General features: G+C 42.3%; 11 protein-coding genes. 4 read left to right on the plus strand and 7 right to left on the minus strand.

The features are described 5' to 3' along the window. Positions 1-105: 105 nt before the first annotated feature. The 3 genes from mfd to EC846_RS10950 all read left to right on the plus strand — a co-directional run bounded on the left by mfd (position 106) and on the right by EC846_RS10950 (position 5,686). Complete coding sequence (gene mfd, locus EC846_RS10940) at positions 106-3,564, plus strand: transcription-repair coupling factor (protein ID WP_123775181.1); 3,459 nt, start codon at positions 106-108, stop codon at positions 3,562-3,564. A gap of 198 nt (positions 3,565-3,762) precedes the next feature. After that, complete coding sequence (locus EC846_RS10945) at positions 3,763-4,197, plus strand: HIT domain-containing protein (protein ID WP_004771663.1); 435 nt, start codon at positions 3,763-3,765, stop codon at positions 4,195-4,197. Between the two features lie 52 nt (positions 4,198-4,249). Then, a complete protein-coding gene (locus EC846_RS10950) occupies positions 4,250-5,686 on the plus strand; it encodes an adenylate/guanylate cyclase domain-containing protein (RefSeq protein WP_004771664.1) in 1,437 nt (478 codons plus the stop codon). Positions 5,687-5,698: 12 nt separating this feature from the next. On the opposite strand, the gene EC846_RS10955 is transcribed toward EC846_RS10950, so the two are convergent. Further along, on the minus strand, positions 5,699-6,154 hold the full coding sequence (locus EC846_RS10955; protein ID WP_123775182.1) for an Rrf2 family transcriptional regulator: 456 nt from the start codon (positions 6,152-6,154) through the stop codon (positions 5,699-5,701). Between the two features lie 113 nt (positions 6,155-6,267). Between EC846_RS10955 and EC846_RS10960 the strand changes: the two genes are divergently transcribed. After that, positions 6,268-7,149 carry an NAD(P)/FAD-dependent oxidoreductase gene (locus EC846_RS10960; RefSeq protein ID WP_123775183.1) on the plus strand — a complete coding sequence of 294 codons (882 nt, stop codon included), beginning with the start codon at positions 6,268-6,270 and terminating at the stop codon, positions 7,147-7,149. A gap of 58 nt (positions 7,150-7,207) precedes the next feature. Here EC846_RS10960 and fdx read toward each other — a convergent pair whose 3' ends face one another. The 6 genes from fdx to EC846_RS10990 form a co-directional block, all read right to left on the minus strand. Then, positions 7,208-7,546, minus strand: a complete 339-nt coding sequence (gene fdx, locus EC846_RS10965; protein ID WP_004771669.1) for an ISC system 2Fe-2S type ferredoxin — start codon at positions 7,544-7,546, stop codon at positions 7,208-7,210. Between the two features lie 17 nt (positions 7,547-7,563). Then, positions 7,564-9,423, minus strand: coding sequence for a Fe-S protein assembly chaperone HscA (gene hscA, locus EC846_RS10970; RefSeq protein WP_123775184.1), 1,860 nt, complete (start codon positions 9,421-9,423; stop codon positions 7,564-7,566). Between the two features lie 38 nt (positions 9,424-9,461). Further along, the gene (hscB, locus tag EC846_RS10975; protein WP_123775185.1) at positions 9,462-9,980 is read right to left on the minus strand and encodes a Fe-S protein assembly co-chaperone HscB; all 519 of its coding nucleotides are present in this window, start codon (positions 9,978-9,980) and stop codon (positions 9,462-9,464) included. A gap of 86 nt (positions 9,981-10,066) precedes the next feature. Next, positions 10,067-10,387, minus strand: coding sequence for an iron-sulfur cluster assembly protein IscA (gene iscA / locus EC846_RS10980; protein WP_004661460.1), 321 nt, complete (start codon positions 10,385-10,387; stop codon positions 10,067-10,069). A 29-nt stretch (positions 10,388-10,416) separates the two neighbouring features. After that, a complete protein-coding gene (gene iscU, locus EC846_RS10985; protein WP_004639432.1) occupies positions 10,417-10,803 on the minus strand; it encodes a Fe-S cluster assembly scaffold IscU in 387 nt (128 codons plus the stop codon). A 90-nt stretch (positions 10,804-10,893) separates the two neighbouring features. After that, positions 10,894-12,111 carry an IscS subfamily cysteine desulfurase gene (locus EC846_RS10990; protein WP_004771672.1) on the minus strand — a complete coding sequence of 406 codons (1,218 nt, stop codon included), beginning with the start codon at positions 12,109-12,111 and terminating at the stop codon, positions 10,894-10,896.

Raw genomic sequence — 12,111 nt, forward strand, 5'->3', positions numbered from 1 at the left:
TTATAAAGATAATTTTGCATTCAGGATCAGCCAAAAAATTCCTATTCACAAAAAACATCATGCTAAAATAGGGAACTTATCTTTTTAGATTGCATGATTTTCTCTATGTTCCAACAAGAAATCTCTCAATTAAACCTACAACAATTTAAAGCGGGCGAAAAACGCTGGATCGGTTCCTTATTGGGGTCATCGGCTGCATTATTATTCAAAGAAATCGCAACCCAAAGCTCGAATCTCTATGTCATTGTAGCTCGGAATAATCAGCACCTTGCCCAGTTGGAAAGTGAGCTTGAGTTTTACGGTGTTAAGCCAACGATTTTTCCTGATTGGGAAATTTTGCCTTATGACCGTTTGTCTCCGCATCAGGATATTGTGTCTGAGCGTTTGGCCATTTTGTCGCATATGCCGCAAAAGGGCATTCTACTGATTTCGGCGAGTACGTTAGCACAGCGTGTTGCACCTTATTCATGGGTGGTGGGAGAACACTTTGATATTAAGGTTGGGCAAAAGTTAGATTTAGAAGTACAAAAAAAGCAGCTGGTACAAGCGGGTTATCGTTTGGTAGACACGGTTTATGATCACGGCGAATTTGCTGTTCGCGGCAGTATCATGGATATTTTTGCTTCTGGACAAGATCAGCCGATTAGGATTGACTTATTTGATGATGAAATTGAAAGCTTAAAATTCTTTGATCCAGAAACACAACGTACGACAGAATCATTAAAAAACTTCACGGTTTTGCCTGTAAAAGAATTTCCTTTAAAGGAAGGGCGTTCTATTTTCAGAGACCGTTATGCGGAAAGTTTTCCAACGGCAAATCCAAAGAAAAATCCAATTTATCAGGATGTACTTGAAGGTATTTCGACACCTGGATTGGAATTTTATCTGCCATTATTCTTTGATAAGAAGGTAATGGAAGCGCAAAGTATGTTCACGACATACTTACCAAAGAATTGCGTTGTCATTACAAATAATGAGATTGAAGACGAATTAATCAATTTCTGGAAAGAAGTTGTGCGTCGCTATGAAGATCGTCGTCATAACATTGATCAACCGATTCTGCCGCCTGAAGAACTATTCTTAATGCCCAACCATGTATTGCAGGCACTGAATCAGTTTCCAAGAATGGTGGCTTCAGCAGAGGTATTTGAAGCAAAAGCGGGTGTGTTAAATCTTGCCGCCGAGCAACCACCAAAATTGCCTGTTGATCCAAAAAAGGAACAACCTTTCGAAGCAGTTAAACACTATATTGATCAGGTTAAACATCCAGTCCTATTGGTGGCTGAGAGTGCGGGTCGCCGTGAGACCTTGAAAGATGCGTTGCGTGCTGTATTGGGTGAAATTCAGAATGTAGAAAGTTTTGCTCAATTCCAGAAAGATAAATTACAAGTCGCGATTACCAGTGCGCCTTTAGACCGTGGTTTGTTGCTTACAGATCAGTTATCGGTCATTTCAGAAAATCAGCTGTATGAACATCGGGTGGTACAACGTCGCCGTAAGCGTCAGCAGGAAGTTTCTGAAGAATTTCTTATTCGCAGCTTAACTGAGCTGAGTATTGGCGCGCCTGTCGTGCATATTGACCATGGTGTCGGGCGTTATGCAGGTTTGGTGACGTTGGAAATCGACGAGCAGGATCATGAATTTTTACAACTAGATTATGCCGATGGCGCAAAAGTCTACGTTCCTGTCACCAATTTACATTTAATCAGTCGCTATAGTGGTGGTGATCCAGATCTGGCGCCCTTACATAAGCTGGGTACAGACACATGGAGCAAAGCAAAACGTAAGGCTTTGGAGCAGATTCATGATGTGGCGGCTGAATTACTGCATATTCAGGCGCGTCGCCAGTCTAAACCCGGCTTTGCTTTTGAACTTGATCATACAGGTTATATGCAATTTGCCAGCGGTTTTGCCTATGAAGAAACGCTTGATCAGGCCAATGCGATTGAAGCGACTATTCATGATATGCAGCTTGCCAAACCGATGGATCGTTTAGTGTGTGGTGATGTTGGTTTTGGTAAAACAGAAGTGGCGATGCGTGCGGCATTTGTTGCGGTTCAGAATAATAAACAGGTGGCTGTTTTGGTTCCCACCACCTTATTGGCTCAGCAACATTTTGAGTCCTTTAAAGACCGTTTTGCGGATACGGCAGTACGTATCGAAGTGTTGTCTCGCTTCGGCAGTAATAAAGCCCATTTAAAAATCATTGAAGATTTGGCCGAAGGTAAGGTCGATATCGTGGTCGGGACGCACAAAATTTTGCAAGAAAACGTGCAATTTAAAAATCTTGGCCTGATGATTGTCGACGAAGAGCATCGTTTTGGCGTGCGTGACAAAGAGCGAATCAAGGCGCTACGTGCCGATGTGGATATGCTGACGCTGACAGCGACACCAATTCCGCGTACCTTGAATATGGCTTTCTCTGGCATGCGTGATCTTTCGATTATTGCTACGCCGCCAGCACGTCGTTTAGCGGTGAAAACTTTTGTTCAGGAACATACCGATGATTCGGTGAAAGAGGCAATTCTGCGTGAATTGTTACGTGGTGGGCAGGTGTACTTCTTGCACAATGAAGTTGATACCATCGAACGGACTGCGGAAAATATACGTCATCTGGTACCTGAGGCGCGTGTTGCGGTGGCGCATGGACAAATGCGTGAACGTGAACTTGAGCAGGTGATGCAGCAGTTCTACCATAAGGAATATAACGTATTGGTGTGCTCGACTATTATCGAGACCGGTATTGATGTGCCGAATGCCAATACCATTATTATCGAGCGTGCAGATAAGCTTGGCCTCGCACAATTACACCAGTTGCGTGGTCGTGTTGGGCGTTCACATCATCAAGCCTATGCCTATTTGTTGGTTCCTTCGATTAAACACCTGAAAGGTGATGCTGAAAAACGTCTAGATGCCATTCAACGTGCTTCAACGCTCGGTGCGGGCTTTATGCTGGCTACAGAGGATCTGGAAATTCGAGGCGCGGGTGAGTTGCTCGGTGAGCAGCAAAGCGGTTCTATGCAGGCCATCGGGTATAGCCTGTATATGGAAATGCTTGAGAAAGCGACCAAAGCAATTCAGAAAGGTAAAACACCAAACTTTGATGCGCCATTGTCATTAACGGCTGAAATTAACTTACATATGCCAGCGTTGATTCCAGATGATTATCTTGGTGACGTACATCAGCGCCTGTTGTTCTATAAGCGCATTAGTAATACCGATAGTCAGGAGAAGCTCGACAATATTCGTATGGAGCTGATTGATCGTTTTGGTATTCCGCCACAACCTGTAAAACAGCTATTTAGCGTTCATCAGTTGCGTTTAAAGGCAGAACAACTGGGCATCACCAAGATTGATATCAATAGCAATGGCGGTTATATCGAGTTTTCTCCAGATACACCTGTACAGGCAATCAGTATCATTCAGCTGATGCAGAAGCAGCCAACGTATTATCGGATGGAAGGCGGGCAACGCTTGAAAGTCATGGTTCAACTGGCTGAGTATGACAAACGAATCCAGTTCATTATTGATCTGCTCAACAAGCTGGTGAGTGAGTTGAATTAGTGCCTTGAAAAAAGTGAATTGCGTGTTAATTGAGCAAGTTTGGTTTTTTGCAAGATCGCGACATGTTTTTGATCAGATGTTCCTGCAATAAATGAGGAAAATCATTGTTATTTGTAAGCAAACGGGTGACTAATAATATTCACATCAAAACTGATGTGATAGTATTGATCATCATTATTCTGCATCATTTATAAAGATATGTTTAGTTTGCATCCACAACTTGCTCAAGATACATTTTTTGTAGGCGACTTTCCGCTTTCAACATGTCGTTTAATGAATGATATGCAATTTCCTTGGCTAATCCTTGTACCTCGTGTACCAGGCGTTACAGAACTATATGAATTAAGCCAAGCAGATCAAGAACAGTTTCTACGTGAATCAAGCTGGTTATCAAGCCAACTTTCACGTGTGTTCCGTGCAGACAAGATGAATGTGGCAGCACTAGGGAACGTCGTTCCTCAGCTTCATTTCCATCATGTTGTACGTTATCAAAACGATGTGGCATGGCCGAAACCAGTGTGGGGAACGCCAGCAGTACCATACAGTAATGATGTACTCGCGCATATGCGTCAAACATTGATGCTTGCGCTACGCGGTCAAGGTGATATGCCATTTGACTGGCGCATGGACTGATCCAGAAAATAGAATAAAAAACAGTATTCTATAATAAGAAAAGGAGGACAGAGTGCCACTAGATAGGTTGATTGATAAAGAACCTAGACAGTTCGCTTATTTCCATCGTTTGATGGGATACTCGATTCTGTCACTGATTTTGGTAATTTATACATTTACCTCTACCAGTGCTAGCTATCAGCTCTATCTCCTTCCATTATTACTGGCTTATTTTCTATTTTGTCCCCGTTTGGAAAAATGGCTGCAATATAAATTTGATAAAAAAATAGAAAAAAACGTTCTATTTGCCAATGAAGCCATCATTATTGCGCTTGTTCTTGCGGCATTACATTTAAGTTTAGTGCCGACATTTACGATCTTATTTGCATTGCTCTATGTCGGTCTGAACAATAAAATTTCCTTGCCTGTCTCATGTCTGATCGGATTAATCGGTGTAATTACATTCTACTTTAGTACCTATATTATTTTCGGTACGGAAGAGTATTTTGAACCGACTAATCCTGAATTGACCGTTGTCAGTTTGCTCGGCTTGATGATGTTTATCGTGATTGGTAACTATTACCAGCATCGTCGTTTGAATATTCTCGGACAGCAACGCCAGCATTATCATAATCAGATGACGCGCTATATTGCTTTTGCAAACCAGCTTAGTCGCTATGCGCCACTGCAATTGTGGCAATCGATTATGCGTGGTGAAGCGGAAGCAAAAATTGAATATAAGCGTAAAAAACTCACGATTTTCTTCTCTGATATTCAAGGTTTCACGGAACTTTCAGAAACACTTATCCCAGACGATTTAGCCTTCTTGCTGAACGATTACTTGAGTCATATGACTGAGATTGCCAAGCAGTATGAAGCGACAGTCGATAAGTTTATGGGTGATGCGATTCTTATTTTCTTTGGTGATCCAAATTCGCAAGGCGTTGAGCAAGATGCAAAATCTTGTGTGGAAATGGCGATTGCGATGCGTCAACAAATGAAATTGTTGCGTGAGCGCTGGAAGAAAATGGGCTATCCAGCTTTGCATATCCGCATGGGAATTAGTACGGGTTATTGTCACGTAGGCAATTATGGCGCTTCACATCGAATGGCATATACCATTGTCGGGCGTGATGTGAATTTGGCTGCACGTTTGCAGTCTGCTGCTGAAGTTGATGAAATCCTGATTGCCGATGACACACATCAACTGATTAAAAATGAGTTTTTATGTGTGCCGAAAGTGCCGATCTATTTAAAAGGTATTCAAGGCCCAGTGAAAACCTGGCAGGTGATGGAAAAATTCACAGGCAAAAAATCTGATACGCAACAATGGTTTGATTTTGATTATAAAGGCTTCCATTTGGTTCTCAATCTGGAAGAAGTACAAAACTATGAATACCCAGAACTGGTCGAGATTCTGGAAAACATGGTTCAACGTATCAAAACCCAGCAAAAGATTACCAATGCGCAGGGCATTCCTAAACTCACTTTAGATGATGAAGTAAGATAAACAACTCAATACTCAATGTTGAGTATGACTATTCTGATGTTCATGTAACTCATATAAATGATCAAATTCTAAAGCGAGTGCTGCCAGCGTGGTGGATTTTAGCTGTCGGGTTAAAATGTGCTGTGCATCCTGAATGGCCTGATCTAAAGCGGCGTTTACCACACGCTCAACTAAGCACTCTGGATTCTCTCTTTCATTACCTATCGCAAAAATAGTGGGTTCACCCACAGCTTGATAAATATCCCACAAGGTAATTTTTTCTAAATCTCCAGTTAGCTGCCAGCCACCGCCAGCGCCTTTTTCTGAATGGACAAATCCCGCTTTCTTTAAACCCGACATGGTCCGTCTTACTACGACAGGATTGGTTGATAGCATTTGCGCAATTTCATCTGAGGTAAAAGTCTTATGTTGTCTGGCCATATGTAACAGCACATGCAGCATTCGGGAAAGTTTACTGTCAGTACGCATCTAATCAATCCAAACAAAATAAGAGAATAGTTTTAAATGTAACATCAAAAGTTGCAAATTAAAATAAAAAGTATTAATGTAACTTTAAAAGTTACATATAAGTGGTGAATCCTATGCAATATGATGTTGCGATTATTGGTGGAAGTTATGCAGGCTTGGCTGCGGCAATGCCATTGGCGAGAGCACGAAGAAAAGTGGTTATTATTGATGCTGGACAACGCAGAAATCGCTTTGCCGAGTATTCACATGGTTTTCTGACTCAGGATGGAACGCAGGCAAGCGAAATTGCACAAATTGCGAAGCAGCAAGTTTTGTCTTATAAGACTGTGGATTGGCAGAATGGCAGTGTAAAGCGCGTAGAAAAAATTGAAGAGGGCTTTGCGGTATGTATTGATGCAACGCATTCAATTACGGCCAAGCGCCTGATCATTGCAGCAGGAATTACGGATCAATTGCCTGATATTGCTGGTCTGGTGGAACGCTGGGGCAAGACAGTATTTCATTGTCCTTATTGCCATGGTTATGAATTGAATCAAGGCAAAATTGGCATCATTGCCAGCTCAGAACATGCTGCTCATTTAGCGATGATGCTCCCAGATTGGGGCGAAACGACACTTTTCTTGAATGATTATCCTGTGGATGCTGAATTACTTGAGCAATTAAAGGCTCGTGGCGTTGTCATCGAGCAGCGATTGATTCAGGAAATTATGGGGCAGAGTGATGTTTTGCTTGCTGATGGCACTGTGATTCAACTGGCTGGTATTTTTGCAACGACCAAATGCACCATTGCTCAAGACTGGATTTTTAAGCTGGGTTGTGAAATTGAACAGAGTGCGATGGGAGAAGCCATTAAAACCAATGCAATGAAGGAAACATCTGTGACAGGAATTTTTGCCTGTGGAGATGTTGCACGTTTAGGAGGTTCAGTATCCCTCGCAGTTGGTGATGGTACTCTGGCAGGCGTTGCTGCGCATCGTTCTTTAATTTTTGCTTAGCCATAAAAAAGCTAGAGATTTACTCTAGCTTTTTTGCGTTTTGGATGAACCACTCAGCTTAATGATTTTCTGAAGCGTGGTTGATGGTGTATTTAGGAATCTCGATTTCTAAATCTTCATCTACAATTTTCACTTGGCAAGACAAGCGTGAGTCAGGTTCTAAGCCCCAAGCACGATCCAGTAAGTCTGCTTCAACGTCATTCATCTCATCTAAGCTGTCAAAACCTTTACGAACAACCACATGGCAGGTCGTACATGCTGCAGACATATCGCAAGCATGTTCAATTTTGATGCCTTGTTTTAATAAACTTTGGCATAAATTGGCGTTCTGTTCGACTTCAAATTCTGCACCTTCAGGACAAATTTGTGCATGAGGAAGAACTTTAATACGTGGCATATTGATCACCTATACCTTTAGTTTGAGTTTGACCAATCTTCAAGTTTCGTACCTTTCAAGGCATGGTCAATATGTCGGTTCATGCGAAGCGCAGCAAAGGCATCGCTGTGAATTTTAAGTTGCTGAACAGCATGTTCAATCGCTGCAAGGTCATCCGTTTTAAGACGAGCTTTTAACGCTTCAGCGGCAAGAATCAAGTCGCGAGCCTGTTGCTGAGAAAGTAAATCTGTATCCGCTTTCAAAGCTTGCTCTAAGGCTTCTAGCTCACGCTGTGCTTCAACTTTAGTTTCTTGCAAGTGGCGAAGTTGTTTGTCTTCTTCCGCATGCTGGAAACCTTCTACCAGTAAACGTTCAGTATCTGATGCGGATAAGCCATACGACGGTTTGATGTCGATTTTGGCTTGCACACCAGAGGTAGTTTCTTTCGCAGAGACAGTGAGTAAGCCATCGGCATCCACTTGGAATGTCACTTCAATACGCGCTTGACCCGCAGTCATTGGTGGAATGCCATGTAAGACAAAGCGACCTAATGAACGGCAATGCTCAACCAGATCACGCTCACCTTGAACCACATGGATCAACATGGCAGTTTGACCATCTTGATAGGTGGTAAATTCTTGACGGCGTGCAACAGGAATGGCTGTATTACGTGAAACCAGACGTTCAACCAAACCGCCCATGGTCTCTAAACCAAGAGAGAGTGGAGTCACATCAAGTAATAATGAGCCATCTTGGCTATTGCCAATGAGCTGGTTAGCGGTAATTGATGCGCCAATTGCAACGACTTCATCTGGGTTAATGGTACATAGCGGTTCACGTTCAAATAGGTCACGTACGGCTTTTTGTACAGCGTAAGAACGTGTTGAACCACCCACAAGGACCACATGCTCAATTTCATCAAGTTCAAGTTTGGCATCACGTAATACACGTTTGCAGACACTCATGGTTTTGTCGAGTGCGACTTGAATAATTGATTCAAAAGTAGGGCGGTCGAGTGTTAAGCGATCATCCAGTAATTTTAATTCGGCAGATTCATGATCTGTTAAATGTTCTTTGGCTTGACGTGCAGCAACAACGAATACCGCATATTCTTCATCGCTTAATGCTTCAATATTAAGCTGCTTTTTAGCCCATTTTACGATTAAGCGATCAAGGTCATCTCCACCCAATGCGGTATGTCCGCCTGTGGCGAGGACTTCAAATACACCTTGTGAAAAGCGCAGGATTGAGACGTCAAACGTACCGCCACCTAAATCATAAATCACATAGTTGCGGTCAGTACTGAGATTTGTCTCTTGATCAAGACCATATGCAACCGCAGCGGCTGTTGGCTCATTCAATAAGCGTAAAACATTAAGACCCGCAAGCTGTGCTGCATCACGTGTTGCCTGACGTTGTGCTTCATCGAAATAAGCAGGAACGGTAATCACAGCACCATTCACTGGGTTATTCAGACTTGCTTCAGCACGATCTTTTAATTGTTTTAAGATCTCGGCAGAAATTTCGACAGGTGTTTTACGTCCGGCAGCCGTTTCAAATGCTGGCATTTCATTTTCTGCGCCAACAAGTGTATAGGGATGCTGGAATTTAATATCAGCTTGTGAACGACCCATAAAGCGTTTCACGGAAACAACCGTATTTTTTGGGTCAGTCATCATAAACGGTTTGGCTTCATAACCAAACGTTGTTAAATCTTTTGCATAATGAACAATAGACGGGAGTAGAACTCGATCTTTGTCATCATGTAGAACTTTCGGTTTTCCCGATAGCACTGTCGCCACTAAAGAGTGGGTTGTCCCTAAGTCGATCCCGATCGCAATACGATGTTCGTGCGGTGCGGTAGATTGACCTGGTTCAGCAATTTGCAAAAGCGCCATGCGTACGGTATCCCTTGAAAATAATCGGTAACAGCGGATTAAAAATCATCGTCTAGATCGAAGCTATCTTCTTCGTCCAGCATAAGATCTTCAGCTTTATCAATATCATTCATGACACGTTGGAAAAAGCGTAGCTTACGAACAGTATCACGTGCCTCAGCCCAGTCTTCATCCGCATAATCGAGTTTGAACTCGCGAACTAAACTATCAATCCATTGCTGAATTTCAACTTTTAATGTACGAAGTTGCTCGGTTGAGGTGGCTTCGTCAAGTTGCTCACGCATTTCGAGTGCTGATTGCAAAAACTCAAAATCGTTGATGGATTGATCAAGATGATGATCTTGTTTTTTGAGGGCAAGTAGATAGGCAGCACGACTATCAACCAGTGATAACACTTTATAAGCCTGATTGATTTCGCTTGACTTGATCAGCGCCTGATCCTTGTCACTAGCTTTATCTGGGTGATATTGCTGTTGCAAACTTAAAAACTGTTTTTTTAAAGCTGCTAAATCTATATCGAGTGCTTCTGGTAATTGGAACAACTCAAAATGATTCATGGGAGATGGATTCCGCTATTGATAAATACGTTAAAACAGTGCGGAACACACTGTTTTGACGAAAAGAAAGAGAGTAGTGGTTGAGATTAAACAGTGAATGATTCACCGCAACCACATTCACCTTTTTGGTTTGGGTTGTTAAACTCAAAGCCTTCATTGAGACCATTTTTAACATAGTCCATCTCTAAACCATTGAGATAAACCAAGCTTTTAGGGTCTACAAAGACTTTAACGCCGAGTTGTTCAAATACTTGATCGTGTGTGTCGATATCATCAACAAACTCAAGTACATAAGCCAATCCGGAACAACCCGAAGTTTTCACACCAATACGAATGCCTTCACCCTTACCTCGGTTTTGCAGGTAATTGCTGATGTGAGTCGCAGCATTTTCAGTTAAATGGATCATGAAAACTCCAATGTTATTTCGGTCATCAATTAAGCTTTCGCTTTCTTACCACGATAGTCTTCAATCGCAGCTTTGATTGCATCTTCAGCCAATACAGAGCAGTGTACTTTTACTGGTGGAAGTGCAAGCTCAGTTGCGATATCAATGTTTTTGATCGCTTGAGCTTCATCAAGTGTTTTGCCTTTTAACCATTCGGTTACAAGTGAACTTGATGCGATTGCAGAACCACAGCCATAAGTTTTGAAGCGAGCTTCTTCAATTACGCCATTGTCATCGACTTGAATTTGTAAACGCATTACGTCGCCACAAGCAGGTGCACCGACCATACCTGTACCTACATTTTCTGCATTCTTATCTAAAACACCAACATTACGAGGGTTTTCGTAATGATCAATTACCTTTTCGCTATAAGCCATGTCGCTTCTCCAAACCTCGGGGTCAGCCTAATATTAATATGAGGGTTAAAACATACTTTTCAATGAAGTGCTCAAAAGAGCACTTTATGATTAGTGTTCAGCCCATTCAACTGTTGAAAGGTCGATACCTTCTTTGTACATATCCCAAAGCGGAGAAAGTTCACGTAATTTCTCAACAGCAGCTTTGGTAATTGTTAACACGTAATCAATATCTGCTTCAGTGGTGTATTTACCAAAACTGAAACGGATAGAGCTATGTGCCAACTCGTCAGATAAACCTAAAGCACGTAATACATATGACGGCTCTAAAGTTGCAGATGTACATGCTGAACCACTTGAAACAGCTGCATCTTTCAATGCCATCATCAGTGACTCACCTTCAACGAAGTTGAAGCTGACATTTAGATAGTTTGCAACGTTTTGTGTTGGGTGACCATTCAAGAACACTTGTTCAAGGTCTTGTAAGCCATTCCAAAGCTTGTCGCGTAACTTGCGAATGCGCTCTTGTTCTGCTTGCATAGTTTTGCCAGCAATTTCAAAAGCTTCGCCCATACCCACAATTTGATGAGTCGCTAAAGTACCAGAACGCATACCGCGCTCATGGCCGCCACCGTGCATTTGTGCTTTTAAGCGAACACGTGGGCTACGGCGAACGTAAAGGGCACCGATACCTTTAGGGCCATAAACTTTATGACCAGAGAAGCTCATCAAATCAATTTTCATTGTTGAAAGGTCAATTTCAACTTTACCAGCGGCTTGAGCTGCATCGACGTGGAAGAATGTTTTGTTCGCACGTGTTAATTCACCAATTGCAGCAACATCTGTCACAGTACCGATTTCGTTGTTTACCATCATAAGTGAAACAAGGATCGTATCTGGACGTAAAGCCGCTTGAACCATTTCTGGTGTAATTAAACCAGTACGTGGTTCTGGCTCTAAATATGTAATTTCAAAACCTTGTTCTTCGAGTTCACGGCAAGGATCTAACACAGCTTTGTGTTCGATTTTACTTGTAATGATGTGTTTGCCTTTTGAACCGTAGAACTGAGCAATACCTTTTAATGCCAGGTTGTCAGATTCGGTTGCACCAGAAGTCCAAACGATTTCGCGTGGATCTGCTTTAATTAAATTTGCAACTTGCTCACGCGCATATTCAGCTTTTTCTTCGGCTTGCCAACCATATGCATGTGAACGTGACGCAGGGTTACCAAAAGTTCCCTCGAACGTTAAACATTCCATCATGCGTTCTGCAACTTCTGGCAGTACTGGAGTGGTTGCTGCGTAATCAAGATAAATTGGACGTTTCAT

The organism is Acinetobacter sp. BIGb0102 (assembly GCF_003815055.1).
Classification (GTDB): domain Bacteria; phylum Pseudomonadota; class Gammaproteobacteria; order Pseudomonadales; family Moraxellaceae; genus Acinetobacter; species Acinetobacter vivianii.